The 18,604-nt window shown below is 36.1% G+C and carries 17 protein-coding genes and 3 tRNA genes; 6 read left to right on the top strand and 14 right to left on the bottom strand.

Annotation, left to right across the window (positions count from 1 at the left end):
• Positions 1 to 65 precede the first annotated feature (65 nt).
• Positions 66 to 1,955 (top strand): ABC-F family ATP-binding cassette domain-containing protein, encoded by a 1,890-nt coding sequence (locus B0I22_RS13585; RefSeq protein ID WP_133945767.1) that lies wholly within the window; start codon positions 66 to 68, stop codon positions 1,953 to 1,955.
• Here B0I22_RS13585 and B0I22_RS16180 read toward each other — a convergent pair.
• A complete protein-coding gene (locus tag B0I22_RS16180; protein ID WP_166668241.1) occupies positions 1,952 to 2,119 on the bottom strand; it encodes a hypothetical protein in 168 nt (55 codons plus the stop codon). The two genes, B0I22_RS13585 and B0I22_RS16180, sit on opposite strands and share 4 nt — an antisense overlap.
• Before the next feature lie 83 nt (positions 2,120 to 2,202).
• Between B0I22_RS16180 and B0I22_RS13580 the strand changes: the two genes are divergently transcribed.
• Together B0I22_RS13580 and B0I22_RS13575 are read left to right on the top strand one after the other, a co-directional pair.
• Positions 2,203 to 2,718, top strand: a complete 516-nt coding sequence (locus B0I22_RS13580) for a hypothetical protein (RefSeq protein WP_133945765.1) — start codon at positions 2,203 to 2,205, stop codon at positions 2,716 to 2,718.
• Between the two features lies 1 nt (position 2,719).
• Positions 2,720 to 3,085, top strand: coding sequence for a VOC family protein (locus tag B0I22_RS13575; RefSeq protein ID WP_133945763.1), 366 nt, complete (start codon positions 2,720 to 2,722; stop codon positions 3,083 to 3,085).
• On the opposite strand, the gene B0I22_RS13570 is transcribed toward B0I22_RS13575, so the two are convergent.
• The 8 genes from B0I22_RS13570 to B0I22_RS13535 all read right to left on the bottom strand — a co-directional run bounded on the left by B0I22_RS13570 (position 3,086) and on the right by B0I22_RS13535 (position 13,556).
• Positions 3,086 to 4,117 carry an NAD(P)/FAD-dependent oxidoreductase gene (locus B0I22_RS13570; protein WP_133945761.1) on the bottom strand — a complete coding sequence of 344 codons (1,032 nt, stop codon included), beginning with the start codon at positions 4,115 to 4,117 and terminating at the stop codon, positions 3,086 to 3,088. It lies immediately after the preceding gene.
• A gap of 58 nt (positions 4,118 to 4,175) precedes the next feature.
• Complete coding sequence (porN, locus tag B0I22_RS13565; protein WP_133945760.1) at positions 4,176 to 5,396, bottom strand: type IX secretion system ring subunit PorN/GldN; 1,221 nt, start codon at positions 5,394 to 5,396, stop codon at positions 4,176 to 4,178.
• 54 nt (positions 5,397 to 5,450) lie between these two features.
• Positions 5,451 to 7,025 (bottom strand): type IX secretion system motor protein PorM/GldM, encoded by a 1,575-nt coding sequence (gene porM / locus B0I22_RS13560; RefSeq protein WP_133945758.1) that lies wholly within the window; start codon positions 7,023 to 7,025, stop codon positions 5,451 to 5,453.
• Between the two features lie 48 nt (positions 7,026 to 7,073).
• Positions 7,074 to 7,751 carry a type IX secretion system motor protein PorL/GldL gene (gene porL / locus B0I22_RS13555; protein WP_133945756.1) on the bottom strand — a complete coding sequence of 226 codons (678 nt, stop codon included), beginning with the start codon at positions 7,749 to 7,751 and terminating at the stop codon, positions 7,074 to 7,076.
• A gap of 37 nt (positions 7,752 to 7,788) precedes the next feature.
• The gene (gene porK, locus B0I22_RS13550; RefSeq protein WP_133945754.1) at positions 7,789 to 9,213 is read right to left on the bottom strand and encodes a T9SS ring complex lipoprotein PorK/GldK; all 1,425 of its coding nucleotides are present in this window, start codon (positions 9,211 to 9,213) and stop codon (positions 7,789 to 7,791) included.
• A 106-nt stretch (positions 9,214 to 9,319) separates the two neighbouring features.
• Positions 9,320 to 11,173: a glutamine--fructose-6-phosphate transaminase (isomerizing) gene (glmS, locus tag B0I22_RS13545; protein WP_133945752.1), complete on the bottom strand. Its 1,854-nt coding sequence runs from the start codon at positions 11,171 to 11,173 to the stop codon at positions 9,320 to 9,322.
• Between the two features lie 18 nt (positions 11,174 to 11,191).
• Complete coding sequence (locus B0I22_RS13540; protein WP_246022242.1) at positions 11,192 to 12,769, bottom strand: DUF4270 family protein; 1,578 nt, start codon at positions 12,767 to 12,769, stop codon at positions 11,192 to 11,194.
• 16 nt (positions 12,770 to 12,785) lie between these two features.
• Positions 12,786 to 13,556 carry a glycogen/starch synthase gene (locus B0I22_RS13535; RefSeq protein WP_133945748.1) on the bottom strand — a complete coding sequence of 257 codons (771 nt, stop codon included), beginning with the start codon at positions 13,554 to 13,556 and terminating at the stop codon, positions 12,786 to 12,788.
• Positions 13,557 to 13,848: 292 nt separating this feature from the next.
• Between B0I22_RS13535 and panC the strand changes: the two genes are divergently transcribed.
• Positions 13,849 to 14,694: a pantoate--beta-alanine ligase gene (gene panC, locus B0I22_RS13530; RefSeq protein ID WP_133946570.1), complete on the top strand. Its 846-nt coding sequence runs from the start codon at positions 13,849 to 13,851 to the stop codon at positions 14,692 to 14,694.
• Positions 14,695 to 14,806: 112 nt separating this feature from the next.
• On the opposite strand, the gene B0I22_RS13525 is transcribed toward panC, so the two are convergent.
• The 3 genes from B0I22_RS13525 to B0I22_RS13515 all read right to left on the bottom strand — a co-directional run bounded on the left by B0I22_RS13525 (position 14,807) and on the right by B0I22_RS13515 (position 15,157).
• A tRNA-Lys gene (locus B0I22_RS13525) sits at positions 14,807 to 14,879 on the bottom strand.
• An 87-nt stretch (positions 14,880 to 14,966) separates the two neighbouring features.
• A tRNA-Leu gene (locus B0I22_RS13520) sits at positions 14,967 to 15,049 on the bottom strand.
• Positions 15,050 to 15,084: 35 nt separating this feature from the next.
• Positions 15,085 to 15,157, bottom strand: a tRNA-Lys gene (locus B0I22_RS13515).
• 107 nt (positions 15,158 to 15,264) lie between these two features.
• Here B0I22_RS13515 and B0I22_RS13510 point away from each other — a divergent pair.
• The gene (locus tag B0I22_RS13510; RefSeq protein WP_133945746.1) at positions 15,265 to 15,780 is read left to right on the top strand and encodes a shikimate kinase; all 516 of its coding nucleotides are present in this window, start codon (positions 15,265 to 15,267) and stop codon (positions 15,778 to 15,780) included.
• Here the strand turns inward: B0I22_RS13510 and B0I22_RS13505 are convergent.
• Complete coding sequence (locus B0I22_RS13505) at positions 15,777 to 16,211, bottom strand: RNA-binding S4 domain-containing protein (protein WP_133945744.1); 435 nt, start codon at positions 16,209 to 16,211, stop codon at positions 15,777 to 15,779. The two genes, B0I22_RS13510 and B0I22_RS13505, sit on opposite strands and share 4 nt — an antisense overlap.
• Before the next feature lie 58 nt (positions 16,212 to 16,269).
• On the opposite strand from B0I22_RS13505, the gene B0I22_RS13500 reads away from it, so the two are divergent.
• Complete coding sequence (locus B0I22_RS13500) at positions 16,270 to 17,004, top strand: hypothetical protein (protein WP_133945743.1); 735 nt, start codon at positions 16,270 to 16,272, stop codon at positions 17,002 to 17,004.
• 73 nt (positions 17,005 to 17,077) lie between these two features.
• On the opposite strand, the gene mtaB is transcribed toward B0I22_RS13500, so the two are convergent.
• Positions 17,078 to 18,436 carry a tRNA (N(6)-L-threonylcarbamoyladenosine(37)-C(2))-methylthiotransferase MtaB gene (gene mtaB, locus B0I22_RS13495; RefSeq protein ID WP_133945741.1) on the bottom strand — a complete coding sequence of 453 codons (1,359 nt, stop codon included), beginning with the start codon at positions 18,434 to 18,436 and terminating at the stop codon, positions 17,078 to 17,080.
• Positions 18,437 to 18,604: the final 168 nt, after the last annotated feature.

Below are 18,604 nucleotides of genomic sequence, written 5' to 3'. Positions count from 1 at the left end.
TTTCATTTTCGTACTTTCGCAGCTGGAAAAACTTCCAACATCTAACCTCCATCATCCAACCTAAAATGAATTACGTTTCTGCAGAAAATCTTAGCAAATCTTACGGCGTCAAAGTTCTGTTCAAAAATATTACCTTCCACGTGAACGAAGGCGACAAAATTGCCATCGTTGCCAAAAATGGAAGCGGAAAATCTACACTTTTGAAAATCCTAATGGGAAAAGAAATTGCGGACGGCGGTGAAGTGGTCATTAACAAAGACATTCAAGTTGTTTTGTTTGACCAGGAAATAGATTTTGACCCGAAACTTTCTGTGGAGGAATTTATGATGACTTTGGATTCTGCACCAATTTTGGCTTTGAAAAAGTATCATCACGCTTTGACTTCAGAAAATCCGGATGATATGGAAACGGCTTTGGCTGAGATGGAAATCCATAAAGCGTGGGATTTGGAAAATGAGATGGAACAAATTCTTTCTCAGTTGAAAATCACAGATTTATCAGCGAAAATGGGAACACTTTCCGGAGGTCAAATTAAAAGAATTGCATTGGCAAAACTCTTAACAGAAACCAGAGCGGAACATCGTCATACGCTTCTGATAATGGATGAGCCGACCAACCACTTGGACGTGGAAATGGTAGAATGGCTGGAAAATTATTTGAGTAAGGCAAAAATAACTTTGCTTTTGGTGACGCACGACCGTTATTTCCTGGATGCAGTTTGTGACAAGATTTGGGAAATGGAAGACGGAAACCTCTATCTCCACAACGGAAGTTACGCGACTTATCTTGAGAATAAAATGATTCGTGAGGACAATTTGAATTCGACGATTGATAAAGCGCAAAACCTTTACAGAAAGGAATTGGAATGGATGCGAAGACAGCCGAAAGCGAGAACCACGAAGTCAAAATCCCGTCAGGATGACTTCTACGAAACTGAAAAAGTAGCGAAAACCGACACGAGAAAAGAAACGTTGGCGCTTGATTTCGAGATGAAAAGATTGGGGAATAAAATTCTTGAACTTAAAAACATTAATAAAAGTTACGACGAAAAAGTATTATTTAAAGATTTCTCTTATCAATTTCAAAGAGGTGAAAAAGTGGGAATTGTTGGAAAAAATGGGGCTGGAAAATCAACTTTACTGAATATTATTCAAGGTTTTGAACCGAAAGATTCAGGAGAGATAGAAACCGGAGAAACAATTAAATTCGGATATTTTGCGCAGAAAGGACTTCAATATAAAGAAGACGAACGTGTGATTGATTTCATCAAAGAAATTGGAGAAAATTTCCCTTTGGCTAATGGAAAAACCATCTCGGCTTCTCAGTTCTTGAGATTGTTTTTGTTTGATGACCAAACACAGTATTCGCCGATTTCGAAACTTTCGGGAGGAGAAAAACGCCGTCTGCATTTGATGTATATTCTTTATCAGAACCCGAATTTTTTAATTTTTGATGAGCCTACGAATGATTTGGATTTGCCGACTTTGACGGTTCTTGAGAACTTCCTTCAGAATTTCCAAGGAAGTTTGATTATCGTTTCTCACGACCGTTATTTTATGGACAGAATTGTGGATCACGTTTTGGCTTTTGAAGGCGAAGGGAAAATCAAAGAGTTTGTAGGGAATTTCTCAGAATATCGTGAGAATCTTAAAAACGAGGAGAAAAACCCAAAGGTTGAAGCTCCGAAAGTTGAAAAGGTTGAGGCTCCGAAAGAAACGCTTGCGCCAATTGTGACAAATCAACCAGCTAAGAAAAAATTATCTTTCAAAGAGCAACACGAGCTGGAAACCATTGAAAAGGAAATGCCAAAATTAGAAGCTCAACGAAGCAAAATCCTTGATGAACTGAATAACGAAACCGATTACGAGAAGATTGCAAAATTCTCTGCGGAATTGGAGGTGATTTCGGAAAAATTGGAAAACTTCGAAATGCGTTGGTTGGAGCTTCAGGATTAATCTTTGCTTGAAGTTACCATTAGATAGATACTGGTTAAAAGCATTAGGATTCCGAGAATCAAAAAACTGTATCGCAAAATCTCATTATCTTCAAATAGAAAAGAGCCGGAAACAACGAACAATAATCCAATAACTGTGAAGCTTGTTGATTTTCTTTTTTTCATAACACTTAATTTAATAATAAGTAGTTAAAGCTTAGCAAACGTTACTGGATTGAAATAAATATCAAACAATTTAAAAACAAACTATGGATAGAATCAAAGATACGAGAAGTTTTATGAGAATCGTTCACCGTTATCTGGGCTATTTGATGGCAGGAATTATGGCGGTCTATTCCATTAGCGGTGTAATCTTGGTTTATCGTGATACTGATTTCTTGAAAAGAGAAAATCATTACGAAAAAATCTTTGATAAAAATCTGACCGAAAAGCAATTAGGCGAAGAAACGAAAATCAAGAATTTTGAAATCACCAAAATTGATAACGGCATAGCATATTTCAAAGAAGGAACTTATAACTCTCTAACCGGAAAAGCAGATTATACGAAGAAAGAACTGCCTTTTGTTTGGGACAAAATGACGAAACTTCACAAAGCAAAATCAGCGCAGGCTCTTTCTCCACTCAATACATTTTTTGGAGTTTGTCTTCTTTTCTTCGTCATATCCAGTTTTTGGATGTTTCCGCCAAAGTCCAAAGTTTTCCGAAGAGGAATGATTTTCGCAGCTATCGGATTTGTATTGGCATTGCTTTTAACCTTTGTATAAGATGAAATTTAACTCTTTAAGACCTATTCTCTGGACCGATAAATTTGAAGAAACAATAGAATTCTACACAGTAACACTTGGTTTTGAACTTAGCGAAAAGAATGATGACTGGGGCTGGGCGACTGTTTTCCGAGACAATGTGGAACTGATGTTTGCCAAGCCAAACCATCAGTCGGTTTTCATTAAACCTAATTTTACAGGAAGTTTTTACATCAATGTTCAAAACGTAGATAAAATCTGGGAAAGTCTAAAATCTGCAACTCAGATTTGCTACGGATTGGAAACGTTTGAATGGGGAATGCGCGAATTTGCGATCTATGACAACAATGGTTTTATCCTACAATTTGGACAGGAAATCAGGTCATAATTAATAAAACCTTTTCACATCTATCTCTGGATCCAGCTCGGTTTTGTGTTGCAGATAATCGCACATAACATTGGAAAAATAACTTCCATTGAGCACACCTCTCGCCCCAAGACCATTGAAAATTTTCAAATTGTCATATTCAGGATGCGTCCCCAAAATCGGTCTTCTGTCATCTACCGTTGCACGAAATGCGGTTTTGACTTTGACAATTTCATATTGATTTTTATAAAACGCTTTTAGTCCATTTTCCAATTCCTCTACAAATTCCGGGTCAATCTCTTCCGAATTATCTAGCCGTCCGTAAGTTCCGCCATAATAAAAACGATTCTTCGAAAGCGAAAAAAGGAAGTGTTTTTTCTTGATGATAAAAGGATCTATCTCTTGGTTGATTTCCACTTCCAAACAATGTCCTTTGTTCGGCACAACGGGAAGCGTACTGAAAAATGGATTTTGATTGACATGAATTCCTTCACAGAAGATGATATTCTTAAAAGTGAAATTTTTATAGACCGAGTTGCTTAAGTCGATGGAATCATAATCGAAATTGTCATTAATGATATGGCCTTGACTTTCAAAATATGTTCTCATATCATTAAAAAAACCTTCGACATCTATACGGCAAGACCCACTCACAATTCCCGATTCCAATGGATTTTCGACGCTTTCTAATGTTACGAAATCCTGACTTAAGAAAGGTTTTAAATCGTCTTTATCAGAGTTTCTCAACCATTGTACTTTCTCAGCTTGGTCATGAAATATTCTGGCAACTGGCTCTTTTATAAGGTAGTTTTTGCGGGTGTAGGTTTCAATTTCGGAAAAAATAGTATCCAAATAATCCATTTGAACTTTGGACTTCCAGAAAGTACTGAATCGCTTTAGAATAACCGGATTACAAACGCCTGCCGAGATATGTGAACCAGAAATCTGACTTCCATTGAAAATGACAAAAGAAGCGTTGCTCTTCTTCAACTGATGGGCAAGAAAAAAACCTGCAAATCCACCTCCGACAATGATATAATCAACTTGATTCATAAAAATAAAAAACCTGAGTAAAGATACTCAGGTTTTTCTATTTGGAATATGAGAAATATTAGTAATTCCACATATCGTTTTCCATTTGAAGAATCTGTGCTTTGATTCTATCGCTTTCATCTAGTTGTCCGTCTGCATCAGCTGGGATGTACTCGTCGATGATACCACTTCCGCCTCTTCCCATTCCATTATCGGATTTGTAGATTACCGCTGAGAATCTTCTTGCATTCAAGACATCATCAAAAGTAATATCAGAAGTAGAGTTCTTGGCATTGAAGATATAGTTGCTAGATAAAACCTGTCTCGCATCTGGATAATAAATCCAGAAAAGATCGATCAAATCCGCTCCAATATCCTGCATTGCTGAAGGATCTACAGGAGCACCAGAATCTTGCATTTGTTGCATTCTTTCTTTCTTAAGAATGGCAGAATTTGGATCTTCGCCCATGGCTGCAATTCCAAGCAATCTGTATCTCAATTGTGTATCTCTTTTATCGATATACCACATTCCCATCAACTTAAGTGCTTTAACTTTCTCACTATTTGTTTCAGCAAAACCAACATTGGCATCAATATCCGATTTTTTGATTTTGTACCAAGATCCGTCTAAATTCACGAGTACAGTGCCAGGTTCAATTGTAGGAGCTTTGGATTGTTTTTTAACAGTTTTCTTTTTCTTTCCCTTTCCGGTAGTTACAGTTTCTTCTGTAGCTGCAGGTTGAGCCGAACCATTAAATTCCAAAACATCAGACAATCTAGTAGAATATTTAATAAACAAACCAGTGATCTGTTTATTATCCGACCCTTTAAGAGACGTAAAATATTTTAAAATTCTCTGAGCTTCTGCATCTTCTATCTTACCTTCGTTTAATTTTTCAGTAAAGTAATCATCAACCATTGGAACAGATGTTGCGGCAGCAATACCTTCAGGAGTCAATCTTGTAGTAAAACTATCATCAGAATAAACTTCTTTTACTTTACCGGAATTAACTGATTCCAATAAAATTTGATAAAGAGATTTATTTTGTGTTACCAGCCCATCACTGTTATGATAAAAAGGTTGATTAATCTTATCATTCATATCAATAATTTCCCACACCACCATACTTCTTAAAATGTCCTTATCTTCGATAAACCCATACTTAAGAGGTGTAATACTATCTTTCTTGATCTCACGATCTTCTCTAAATGTCTGTGGTGAATTAGCATTAAGAATGCTACTTTGACCAAAAGCCATAGTTGAGGAAAGACAAATTAAACTATATAAAATCTTTTTCATAATAAATATTGAAATATAAAATCAATAAGTTGATAATAACTTTTTTTTAATAAATTAAAGTACGCTGATAACTACTCCACCAATATTAGGAAGTACAACGCCACTTAATCCTTGGGCTGTCGCTTGAACATCGAAAATCGCAATATTGTCGCCAGATCTAAGTCCTTTTGTCAAAGATTCTACTGGTGCCAATGAATTACCATTAACTGACATAACTGCTTTTCCTGGTACTTTGACTTTAAAACTTACAACATTGAAGCTAACTGGGAAATCAAAATCCTTAAGAGTTGCTGTCAAAGTTTGTTTCGAAATCATATTTGCAGGCATAATGTCATAACTCTTACCTCTGATTTCTCCTCTTGGTGGCGGAATATTTTTAACTCTAAATTTGAAAGGTTGAGAAATAGTTTTCCCACTTGGAGATTTACCCGCAATTGTAAGTGTTACTTCATTTGCTCCACTAGGAGTTACATTCCATTTTCCTTTTCCTCCACTTACAGATGCTCCTGCTGCAGACAATGTAGTCGCTTCAAGATTAGCACCTAAAATAGAACCAGAAACTGGGTTGGATAAGCCTCTGTACAAAACGTTCATTTTGTCTGCTGCTAAGATTGCACCACTTTGCTCTTTCAATGCTTCTGCACCAGAAACTACATTAAGTGTATGTGCGTAAGGAAGAGAATGAACTTTTCCATTTTTATCTGTAAATGAAACAGTTCCTTTCAATTCTTGAGTTCCAACTGCGCCAGTTGCTGGAGTAATGATTCCTTGACCATTTACAACTTTAGCACCTGTAATCGCTAAACCTGGAACAGAACTTGCGAAAGTTCCAATCGCTACTTTAATCTGAGCTGGTTCTCCTTTCATTACTGAACTAGGTCCAGAAACCAAAGCTTCGTAAGCATCAAACTTGATATCTGCATCCACTTTTTCCTGTAGCATTGCCGCAACAGCATCTGCCTGCAAGTTTCTAGCTTCTGACTGAATTAATTCAAGATTAGATAAAGCTGCAATCAAAGGTTGGTTATAAAACTTGTATTGAAACCAGTTCTTACCACTATTTGCTCTTTTATCACCTTTAGGAAAATCTGCCAAAAGGTTGTTGGTTGCTCTATCTGCTACAGATTTCAATTGTTGATTATTCGAAAAAGAAGTCACAATGAAATTTCTCAAATCATCAACTTTGCTCTTCAACTCTGTTGACTTTGGGGATATTTTCTTTTCATCTCCATCTGTAAAAAACAAAACCGTCGCGGGCTCCGTATTGTTAAGAGCGGTAAAGCTTTCTTCAACTTGTAATCCTGCATTATATTCAGCTTGTGCTGACATTTCTTGTTTATACTTTTCTATCAAACCAACCAAAGCATCAGTTTTACCAGACAATTCCTCATACTGACCCTGTAAAGGACCATAAATTTCTGGAGATGTAGCTGCCTTAGCTTTTAACGTGGTATAGAAAATTTTATTTTTCTCTTCTACAATGTTTGTTCTTGTATTAGTAAGAGAATCATTGGTATCCTTATATGATCTGATGATTTCCTGATCGATCTGCATTGCTAACATCGCAATGAAAACCAAGTACATCAGGTTAATCATCTTCTGACGTGGTGTCTGTTTGCCTCCTGCCATTTTAATAAATTAAATTAATTGTTAAACAAAAATTAAAATGATAGTGAATTAAGACTTCATTGCGCTAAGCATGCCACCGTAAACTCTATTAAGATTATTTAGATTACCTGTAAGTCCTTGTAGCTCTTCGTTGAATTTCTCAGAATGTGCAGCAGATTTTTGAATATCTTCAACATATTTTTTACTGAATTCTGATTGCTTTTGTCCTTGCTCCAATTGAAGTGCATACAAAGCATTCATACTTTCCAAATGAGAAGCAGCCATATTAAGTTGCTCGTTATATTTGTGAGTAGAAGCAGAAACATCAACAGTTTGGTTGATTTGATCTACTGAAGAAGAGAATTTATCTATTCCTCCTCTCAGTCTTTCGAACAATGAAACATCCAATTTAGCATCTGCCAACATTTTATCAAGTTTGTCGGACAAAGATACTTCTAGTTCTTTATTTTCAACTTTAGCTACAGCTTTTCTTGATTGTCTCTCAGCAGTTTCATCTAGCAATTCTGGGTAAACATTTTCCCAAGCATAATTCTCTTCAGATTTTGGTGGATCGAAGGCAAAGAATAAGAAGATTAATGCTTCTGTAATCAAACCAGCTGCAAGCGCTACGTTACCAGTAATAGGACCAAGGCTCCAGTGTGTCATTTTGAATAGAGCTCCAAGGATTACGATAGCTGCACCAAACGAATAGACAAAATTCGTGATAGAATCTTTAGTTTTAAACATTTTTTTAGTTTTTAGTTAGTTAGTAATAGTTAGTTAATTATTTAGTTGTTCTTTTAAATTTACCTGCTCCGGAAGGAATATCCTGGATGGTTCTGAAACCAATGAAACTTCTTGCAGAATCCTTTCTCTCCCAGTCTCTGTAACCAGTCATTAGTAAATATCCTACATCTTTCCAAGATCCACCTCTTACGGTTTTCTTCGCTTCTCTGTAAGCTTGATTTGACAAATAAGGATTCAATGTTGAAGAGAATTCGTAAGTAGAATTGCTGTATGGCGACTCTGTCCATTCTGCAACGTTTCCGGCCATGTCATACAATCCGTAACCGTTTTTAGGGAATTTTCTTACAGGCGCTGTGTAGGTGTAATTTCCTTTTTTCTCATCCTCTATATAAGAACCTCTTTTTGGTTTGAAGTTAGCAAGGTAACATCCTCTTGAGTCTTGCAAGTTAGGACCTCCCCAAGGATAAGAAGCATTTTCAATTCCTCCTTTTGCAGCATATTCCCATTCTGCTTCTGTTGGAAGACGGAATCTCATTGCTTTTTGTTTCTTCTTTTTAAGACTATTGTTGTGATCGGTTTTCAATTTAGTTTTGAAATCACAGAACGCTCTTGCCTGATCCCAAGTAACACCTACTACAGGATATTCCTTATAAGCATTATGCCAGAAATACTGATCGAACAGTGGCTCGTTGTAAGCATAATTAAAATCTCTGATCCAAACGGTTGTATCCGGATAAACTGCAATACTTTCTTTTTTCAGATAGTTTGCACTTCTGTCTTTATCTTTAACAGCAGAAAGAACATCTTCCCATTGGTAATTGTATTTAATTTTAGACCAGTCGATAATTCTCTCGTTGTTGATTCTCTTTTCAGCAGGCAAATACATAGACTCTAAGATCTCTGCGTATTTCTCATCTGGATAAGCTGATGTATTATATTGCAATGGCACTTTCCAATCCAATTTTTTAGATTCGTTGTAACCATCTCTACCACCTTGAGACTCCATGAATTTTTGATAAGCATTAGCTTCTTCATCTCCAGTTTTCTTACCAGCATAAGCATAATCGCCGATAGATCCTCCATCACCGCCTTCTTCTCCACCGCCTTCACCAGCAGCTTCCGCTAGCAAACCTCTTGCGATAGAATCTCTCACAGCATTAATGAATACGCGGTATTCTGCATTGGTAATTTCTGTTTCATCCATAAAAAAGGAATTCACGGTAACCGTTTTTGGCATCGCTTTTTCTGGAGTAGCGGCAAAATCTTGGTCTGCCATACCCATTACGAAAGATCCACCGGGAATAGAAACCATCCCATAAGGTCTTTCTGCAATAAATGATTTGGCTGATCCTCTCGGAACAAGTTCTCCCTTCATACCGGGCTTACCAGCACTTCCCTTGCTCCCTTTGGAACAAGAAACAATAACCGACGTTGATAATAATATTAGTAATATCCTTTTCATCCTATTTTAAAGAAATTAAGCGGTAAATATATAATTTTTTTTATGAATAATTATTAATTTTTATTCAAAACGTAAATTGTTAAAGAATATTTCACAAACCATGAAATTATTCTACAGTTACTGATTTTGCAAGGTTTCTCGGTTGGTCAACATTTGCTCCTCTTTCTACTGCAATGTAGTAAGATAGAAGTTGCAATGGAACAGAAGCCAAGATTGGAGAGAAACATTCTGAGGTTTCAGGAATCTCAATAATATAGTCTGCCATAGCTGCAACTTGAGTATCTCCTTTATTGATAACCGCAATTACTTTTCCTTTTCTTGCTTTGATTTCCTGAACGTTGCTTACAATTTTATCATAATGTCCAATTTTTGGTGCGATGATTACGATTGGCATATTTTCATCTATCAAAGCAATTGGTCCGTGTTTCATTTCAGCAGCTGGATAACCTTCTGCGTGGATGTAAGAAATTTCTTTCAATTTCAAAGCACCTTCCAAAGCGGCAGGGAAATTATATCCTCTACCTAGATATAAGAAGTTGGTAGCATCTGCAAAGTGTTTAGCAATCTCTTTTACATTACTATCCACAGAATTCAGTACATCTTCTACTTTTTTAGGAATAGATTCCAATTCGGTAATCAATCTCATGAAATCTGCTTTACCAAGATTTCCATTGTGATTTCCTAACTTAATTGCAATTAATGACAAAATCGTCAACTGAGCTGTGAAAGCTTTTGTAGAAGCCACTCCAATCTCAGGTCCTGCGTGCGTGTAAGCACCTGCATCTGTGTATCTAGCAATAGAAGAATCTACAACGTTGCAAATTCCGAATACGAAAGCTCCTTTTTCTTTAGCCAATTTGATTGCTGCCATTGTATCGGCAGTTTCTCCAGATTGTGAAATTGCAATCACAACATCTTTTGGTCCTATGATTGGATTTCTGTATCTAAATTCTGATGCATATTCTACTTCTACAGGTACTCTGGCAAATTCTTCTATTAGATATTCTCCAATAAGACCTGCATGCCAAGATGTACCACAAGCAATAATAACAATTCTTTCTGCATTTGTCAATCTTTCCAAGTGATCCCAGATACCCGCCATTTTGATGATTCCTTCATCAGCAAGTAATCTACCTCTCATTGTATCAAGAATAGATTTTGGTTGTTCGAAGATTTCTTTTAACATAAAATGCTCGTAACCTCCTTTTTCTATTTGCTCAAGATTTAGTTTTAATTCCTGAATTGCTGGTTCTATTTTAGCATTTTCTTTAATTGTTCTGATGTCAATTCCAGACTCTAAAGAAATAGTTGCCATGTGACCTTCTTCCAAATAGACAGCTTCTTTTGTAAATTCTACAAACGGAGAAGCATCAGAAGCCACGAAATATTCGTTCTCGCCAATACCTACCGCTAAAGGTGATCCTAATCTCGCTACAATCAGCTGACCAGGGAAATCTTCGTGCATTACAGAGATAGCATAAGCTCCATAAACTTCGTTCAAAGCATATCTTACAGCTTCAGAAAATTCCAAAGTTGGCTCTTTGTCCATAAAATACTGGATAAGATTTGCCAAAACTTCAGTATCTGTTTCAGAGTGAAATTCGAAATTTTTATTGATAAGCATGGTTTTGATTGTATCATAATTTTCGATGATACCATTGTGAACCAATGCAATTTTTCCGTTATTAGAAACGTGAGGGTGAGAATTTTTATCACTTGGTACGCCGTGCGTAGCCCATCTCGTGTGTCCCATTCCAATTTTTGAAGTATTTTTCAATCCATTAGAAATAGCAACTAGGTCATCCACTTTACCTTTCGTCTTTTTAACTTCGAAGTTTCCATTCTCGGTTTCAAGCACAACTCCGGCACTATCGTAACCACGATATTCCAGACGACGCAATCCATTGATTACAATATCATAAGCGTCACGAAAACCTGTATATCCAACAATTCCACACATTTTTTTATCAGTTTTTAATTATTTTTTGGTGTATATTAATCTTAATTGAGCAGCCTTTGAAGTTGCATTCAACTCTTGGCCAATTTTGGTTTGATCTGTTCCTTTCAGAACGATACGATTTGGCGTATAAGCCCTGTTATTATAATTCTGTCCTAGCAAAAGTCCTGTAGAAGCATCAGAAGAATAAGTTCCCAGATTCACAAAAAATTCTTTCGCCTTCGTTACATCATAAGTTTCATCTTGAATGATTTTCTTAAGAGAAGCTGTAATTCCTATATCATAATAAGCATCTTTAGTTGATAGATTTGCAGTTCTGATAAGAGAATATCCTGTTCCATTCAACTCACTCATATCTGGTAAAAATCCTTTTTCTCCTTTTTCGATGACAAGCATACTGGTAGGCTTTCTATAAGAATTGTTCCAAGTAACATCATCATTGTAAACTCTGATTTTTGCAGATACAATTCCGATTTTTTCGTTCTTATATTGATTTTTCAATTGTACGATTATTGATGCAGGAATCTTAATCCCAAAACCAGCACCTCCCATTCCTTGTGTGTAGAGAAGTTGATCTCCGCTTACATCATTTGGAGTTCCTGCAGCAGACATTGCCGCCACGTAAGAAGCAGGCCTATTGTAAACAATTTTGCTGATATGGGCATTACCTGAACCTAAGCTAAGAGCTGTTTCTGCTTTTGTACGAGTGACTACATTATTTGCCGTAACATCATTTTTATAATAAATCGTAATGGCTGCATCATTTGGTCTCATAGAAAAAAGATAACCGTCGGAATCCGACACAGATATACTAATTCCTTTGAAATATCTAATGAAAGAAGCAGCATCTTTCAATACTTGATCTCCTTTTTTAGCAATAATTTTGTTTTGGAAGAAATCTTTGTCGAGGTTCACTCTTAAAGATGGCGTGATCTCAGGAATTATATCACTGTTATCAGAATCTTTTGTGATTTTGACAGAATTGATTGTCCCGTTGAAATTTTTAGATCCTATTTCTGCTCCGACTGCAATCGCTTTGTTAGAAATTACCTTGTCTGTAGATGCACCTAAAAAGTCATTTACTTCATTAACCTTGATAGTCAATGGTGTTTTTTGACCGCCTATTTTGTATTTACCATACTTGCTTACTGGATAAGTCGTAACTACTTTTTTTGCAGCCACAGATCCTTCCGGATAGATATAATCTTCATTTGTTGTAGTTGTAATAGAGTCTGTAGCTGTTGCATACCTTGGCTTCAAAGTAAGAACAACAGAATCTACCACAGGGTTTACACCAAAATCTGGATTATAAGTATTGAGTCTCAACTGTGTAATGTAAGATACTTTCTGACTCCCAAAAACAGGCTCATCAAAAGCACCAATTCTTACACTGTCAATTCTCGAAGCATCTGTTTGAATTGTATCATTATTATTGATATTATAAGCTACAATTCCAAACATTTTATCCACACCTTCCGATGCGCCTGCCTCTACAAGCTGTGAACCTAGATCATCCAGCTCTCCTTCACAAGAATTTAAAACCACCATTCCCATTACCAAAAACGGGATCATCTTCATCAAAGTTTTTATCTTTATCATTATAAAAAAATCGTAATTAATAAACTTTAGCTATCGAATCTGCATTCAAGTAATCCGATTTCTCGGTTTCTGCCTTTCCATACGCTTGATCCAGCTTTTCTTCCAAAAATTCATTTCCTTTTACGATGACATCTACATACTGCATGCTATCATTCACAAAATTCAAAAAGCTAGGATTATCTAACGATTCCAAATCGGAAATATTATCAAAAGCCAAAATTTCTTTTGTATTATTATTGAGTTCTACATCATCTTCATTGTAAACCGAAAGTACAATCTTGGTATCATTGAAGTAAGTATCATCTTTGTAATAAGTCTTCAAGTAAATCGGAATCAAAGCAGACATCCAGCCATTGAGGTGAATCACATCTGGAACCCAGTTTAGTTTTTTGATGGTTTCTATCACACCTCTTGCGAAGAAAATAGCTCTCTCATTATTATCCTCAAAAGCTTTTCCCTCGTCGTCGTGATAGTATTGTTTTCTTTTGAAGTACTCTTCGTTATCGATAAAATAAACCTGCAAACGCTCACCTGGCAAAGAGGCTACTTTGATAATTAGAGGCTGGTCCAAGTCATTAATAATAATGTTCATCCCGGAAAGTCTGATTACCTCGTGAAGTTGGAATTTTCTTTCACTTATTTGTCCGAATCTAGGCATAAAAACCCTGACATCGTTACCACTTCCGTGCATTTTCAGCGCCATTTTGTGTACCAAACTTCCCATATTGGTTTCCTCTTGGTACGGAAACATCTCTGTAGTAACGTATAAAATCTTTTGATTAGGCATAAAATTTACTTTAGATGAAGTATAAAATCTTCATTTTGCAAAATTACAAAAAATTAAATCAAATTATTTATTTTCATTAACATTAATACTATTATTCAAAATAATCTAAATATCAACAAGTTAAGAATCTAAATATGTTAATTTTCACTGAATATGATTTTTTTTAACCCATCTATATTTCATCAAAATATTACACTAAGCCACATTGCCCTCAAAATCCTGAATATTGACAATTAATCTATCACAGAATTTACAAAAACCATTACCTTTGATCTAATTAAATACAATGAACATGCAGGTCTTTTATGACAAAAACTCATTCGCAGATTACATCACCAGTCAAAAACAGCTTAATAAAACCATTGGATTGGCTCCTACAATGGGCGCGTTGCACGCAGGACACATTTCTCTCTATGCCGAAGCAAGGAAAGAAAATGACGTCGTAATTTCCTCAATTTTCGTCAATCCAACCCAATTCAACAATCCGGAAGATCTGGAAAAGTATCCACGAACTGTGGAAGATGACATTAAAAAATTGGAAGATTCAAATCTTGTGGACGCCGTTTACGTCCCGAGAGTTGAAGATATCTACCCAAATGGAATGGATCGAAAACACTATGACTTCGGAGGAATCGAAAATGAGATGGAAGGCGCAGCAAGACCAGGACATTTTGACGGCGTCGGAACTGTGGTGGAAGAATTGTTCTTACAAGTCCAGCCAGACAATGCATACTTTGGGGAGAAAGATTTTCAACAGCTTAAAATCATTGAAAAATTGGTAGAAGGTCTTGATTTGAATATCAAAATTCACGGTGTGAAAATCCATCGAGAAGAAAATGGACTAGCCATGAGTTCCAGAAATATGCGACTTTCTAAAATAGAAAAAGAAACATCGGCACTCATTTACAAAACTTTGAAAAAAGTGAATGACTGGTTCCGCGTGATTTCTGTTCCGGAAATCAAAACCCGAGTTGAGGAGATTTTTGATAATGAAGAAATGGATTTGGAATATTTTATGATTGCTGAAGAATCGACTTTGAAAGAAGTGGATTTCTTTTCTGCGGATGACGATTTCCGCGCCTTCATCGTCGTGAATGTAGGAAATGTTAGACTGATTGACAATCTACATTTGGATTAAAATAATTTTCTTAATCCGTGAGATACAAACAAAAAAAGAAGCTTCTTTTACAAGAAGCTTCTACACCAAATCACAAAATATTAATATGAAAAAAATTTACTTGCGTAAATTGTGACCCGGCTGGGATTCGAACCCAGGACCCATACATTAAAAGTGTATTGCTCTACCAGCTGAGCTACCGAGTCGGCCATTTGATGAATGATAATTGATGAGAAATAAATGATTCCGTAATAAATCAATTATCGACTATCTTTTATCGATTATTTTTGCAGTGCCTGCGACTGGACTCGAACCAGCACATCCTTAGGAAACCACCCCCTCAAGATGGCGTGTCTACCAATTTCACCACGCAGGCAAAAAAAAACCGTATCGCTACGGATTTTTTGCTTGTGACCCGGCTGGGATTCGAACCCAGGACCCATACATTAAAAGTGTATTGCTCTACCAGCTGAGCTACCGAGTCGGCCACATTTAAAATTTCAATATTACTATTTCGTTTTAAAGTGGTGCAAAGATAGGTCTTTTTTTAAAATCTCAAAATTTTTTTCGAACTTTGTTTAAAATAAAATTATGATTATTTCCCTCTTAGGCTACATGGGTAGTGGTAAATCTCACATTTCCAAAAACTTGAGCCAGAAAATAAATTTTAAATTAATTGACCTCGATCAAAAAATTTCTGAGCAACACGGAATCAGCATCCCCGAAATTTTCCAAACAAGAGGCGAAATCTATTTCAGAAAGGAAGAAAAAAGAATTTTAGAACAACTATTAAACTCCGAGGAAAATCTTATTCTCAGTCTTGGCGGTGGAACGCCCGTTTACTATGATAATATGAATATTATCAACGAAAAATCCAAAAGTATCTTTCTACGAGCTTCCGTAAACACTCTTACCAATCGAGTCTTATTACAAAAAAACTCGCGTCCTTTGATTTCGAAATTAGAAGATTCTGACATTCCGGAGTTCATCGCAAAACATTTATTTGAGAGAAATCCCTATTATTCCCAAGCGCACTTCAGCATCGATACAGATTCTAAAACGGCATCAGAAATCTCTGAGGAAATCATCAAAAAATTAGAATTCTAATCTTCCGATTCTGGATTTTCTTTGAAAAAAGCATCCCAATCATCGCCATCCATATCTTCGGTAGAGCCATCCGCGGAATAATCATCCATATCTCTTCTGTCTTTTTTGGTTGGTCTGCCCACACCTTTTTGGCGGTAATATTCTTGGGAAGACTTTCTCATCTGCAGGATTTCGTATTGATCTTTCTCCGTCATATCCACCACGTACAAAGCCACCAACTTGGCTCCTACTCTACTTTTGGGAATATCAATGACCTTAATTTTATAATCAATTTGATTTTTTCTGATTTTGATTATGTCACCCGCTTTTACTTCTTTTGAGGACTTTACCGTATTTTCGCCAATACTAACTCTGTTCTTTTTGATCTCATCTGTAGCGATAGTTCTTGTTTTATAAAATCTTACACTCCACAAATATTTATCTATTCTCATAATTTTTTATACTTTTGTCACGTTAAAATTAATCGCAATTTAACATTAAATAAAAAAAATGAAGAAAATACTTTTAGGAATTGCTCTATCTGTGGTCGCGCTACAAGGATGCAAGAAGGATGGTGATGATGAGGAAGAAGTTGTAGCCCTTACAATAGAAGAGCAAAACGCCTATGATGATGCTGCTGCAACCAAGTTCTTGGACTCGCACTATTTTGACAGCAAAGGCCTTATAGTTGCTTTTGATGATAAAGTAGATACGGATGACAACAATCCAAAACTGTCGTCATACAGCCCCGTGAAATTACCTTCTGGTGTTATTTACATAGTAAGACCGGGAGCACAGCCTACTGTGGGGAAAGAATTAGCTACAACAGATGTTTTAAGCTTGATGCAGGTAACAACAAGTTACGTTTCTGCAAAAGTAAATGAGCAGATTATATTTGCTAGTTCTACTGTTTTTAGTAATAATATTGAAGGAAGCGGCGTACCAACTGATGATCCTGCTTATTATTATGTAAAAAGTTCAGTTCTTAAAAATTACAATACAACTTATAATACAACCCACGGCAGAAGTTTTTACGAAATGGAAGGTCTGCAAGAGGGTTTGAAATATTTTAAAGCTTTTGATTTAGAGCCTTCTGCAGATTACAATATGCAAGGGGTCATCATTGTACCATCTAGGGCAGCTTATGCTAGAGATGCCAATGTTTTCAATTACACCAATAGAAGTTTTGTTTTCAATTTCCAGCTTTATAACGCGAAGACTAGAAATATGCAAACTGAAGATTAATCGTCTTCTTTCAATAAAATAAAAAAGCGACCTATTTTTAATAAGTCGCTTTTTTATATTTAAATCTAAATTTTTAAATCTTAGCTAAGAAATCTTCAAACTGAGTTTCTATGATAGATACGCTTCCGTCTTCCAAAATCTTATCAAGGATGATAAATTCTGTTTGATTGATAGATTTCTCATCGAATGCTTTTGAAACTCTGACATAATTTTCTGTAAAGCCAAACATCAATCCATTTCTATTTTCGTGCTCCCAAAGAACGCTTAGTTTTCTACCTAATTGATTTCTGTAGAATTCCATTTTCTTTTTCTCAGACAGGATTCTTAGCATTTTGTTTCGCCTTTTTCTTTCCGGAATTGGAACTGCGCCAAACATTTCTGCAGCCTCCGTATTTTCTCTTTCTGAATAGGTAAAAACGTGCAAATAACTGATAGGCAAATCATTCAAGAAATTATAAGTTTCCATAAACAATTCTTCTGTCTCGCCCGGAAAACCAACAATCACATCTACACCAATCGCAGCTTCTGGCATCACTTCACGGATTTTATTAACTCGATTATAATATAAATTCGTTAAATAACGACGCTTCATTTTCTTCAGTAATTCATCACTTCCAGACTGAAGTGGAATATGAAAATGTGGCACAAAACTTCTGCTTTTGGAAACCAATTCTATACTTTCGTCTTTCAAAAGATTTGGTTCTATGGATGAAATTCTTATTCTTTCGATACCTTCTACGTTGTCCAATTCAGAAATTAGGTCTAGAAAAGTATGTTCGTGTTTTTTATTACCGAATTCGCCTTTTCCGTAATCTCCGATATTAACGCCGGTCAAGACAATTTCTTTGATATTTCTACCTGCAATCTCTTTTGCATTAGCAACTACATTATCGATGGTATCAGAGCGCGAAATTCCTCTCGCCAAAGGAATTGTGCAATAGGTACATTTGTAATCGCAACCATCTTGAACCTTCAAAAAAGCTCTCGTTCTATCACCAATTGAATATGAGCCAACGAAAAAATCAGCTTCGTCAATCTCACAAGAATGAATCTCAGCGCGACTTTCAGATTTTTCCAAATCATCAAGATAACTTAGAATATTGAATTTCTCTTTGGCACCTAAAACCAAATCAACGCCTGTAATTGCAGAAATCTCCTCAGGTTTCAATTGCGCGTAACAACCGATGATTGCTACCAATCCGTCTGGATTTGCTTTCGCAGCGCGCTTCACGTGGAGTTTGCATTCTTTATCTGCATTTTCCGTTACAGAACAAGTGTTGATAATATAAACTTTTGCAGGCTCATCAAAATTGACTTTCTGATAGCCAGCATCCGTCAACTGTCTGGCGATAGTGGAAGTTTCTGCAAAATTCAATTTGCATCCAAGTGTGTGAAACGCAACGGTTTTCGGTTGAGAAATTACATCTGACATAAGTCTGCAAAGTTATTAATAAAATCCAAATCCATCCAAATGCAGATTTGTTTGAAATCCTTAAGTTATTAAGAGTCTATTAGAAAAAAATTAAACCACATAGACACATAGAAAAGCGCAATAAATTCCATCAAAAAAAGACAAAATAGAACGAAATGCTATACTATT

The organism is Epilithonimonas xixisoli (assembly GCF_004365655.1).
In the GTDB taxonomy this organism is placed as follows: Bacteria; Bacteroidota; Bacteroidia; order Flavobacteriales; family Weeksellaceae; genus Epilithonimonas; species Epilithonimonas xixisoli.
The sequence above is the reverse complement of the archived record's forward strand: the minus strand, read 5'-3'. Positions and strand labels throughout refer to the sequence as shown.

Coding starts and splice junctions, on each gene's coding strand:
- glmS (WP_133945752.1), bottom strand. CDS start 11,173: ATGTGTGGAATTGTTGGATATACAGGTTTTCGTGACGCTTATGATATT.
- porL (WP_133945756.1), bottom strand. CDS start 7,751: ATGTTTAAAACTAAAGATTCTATCACGAATTTTGTCTATTCGTTTGGT.
- B0I22_RS13575 (WP_133945763.1), top strand. CDS start 2,720: ATGAAATTTAACTCTTTAAGACCTATTCTCTGGACCGATAAATTTGAA.
- B0I22_RS16180 (WP_166668241.1), bottom strand. CDS start 2,119: ATGAAAAAAAGAAAATCAACAAGCTTCACAGTTATTGGATTATTGTTC.
- porM (WP_133945758.1), bottom strand. CDS start 7,025: ATGGCAGGAGGCAAACAGACACCACGTCAGAAGATGATTAACCTGATG.
- porN (WP_133945760.1), bottom strand. CDS start 5,396: ATGAAAAAGATTTTATATAGTTTAATTTGTCTTTCCTCAACTATGGCT.
- B0I22_RS13540 (WP_246022242.1), bottom strand. CDS start 12,769: ATGATAAAGATAAAAACTTTGATGAAGATGATCCCGTTTTTGGTAATG.
- panC (WP_133946570.1), top strand. CDS start 13,849: ATGCAGGTCTTTTATGACAAAAACTCATTCGCAGATTACATCACCAGT.
- B0I22_RS13580 (WP_133945765.1), top strand. CDS start 2,203: ATGGATAGAATCAAAGATACGAGAAGTTTTATGAGAATCGTTCACCGT.
- B0I22_RS13510 (WP_133945746.1), top strand. CDS start 15,265: ATGATTATTTCCCTCTTAGGCTACATGGGTAGTGGTAAATCTCACATT.
- B0I22_RS13535 (WP_133945748.1), bottom strand. CDS start 13,556: ATGCCTAATCAAAAGATTTTATACGTTACTACAGAGATGTTTCCGTAC.
- porK (WP_133945754.1), bottom strand. CDS start 9,213: ATGAAAAGGATATTACTAATATTATTATCAACGTCGGTTATTGTTTCT.
- B0I22_RS13500 (WP_133945743.1), top strand. CDS start 16,270: ATGAAGAAAATACTTTTAGGAATTGCTCTATCTGTGGTCGCGCTACAA.
- B0I22_RS13505 (WP_133945744.1), bottom strand. CDS start 16,211: ATGAGAATAGATAAATATTTGTGGAGTGTAAGATTTTATAAAACAAGA.
- B0I22_RS13570 (WP_133945761.1), bottom strand. CDS start 4,117: ATGAATCAAGTTGATTATATCATTGTCGGAGGTGGATTTGCAGGTTTT.
- mtaB (WP_133945741.1), bottom strand. CDS start 18,436: ATGTCAGATGTAATTTCTCAACCGAAAACCGTTGCGTTTCACACACTT.
- B0I22_RS13585 (WP_133945767.1), top strand. CDS start 66: ATGAATTACGTTTCTGCAGAAAATCTTAGCAAATCTTACGGCGTCAAA.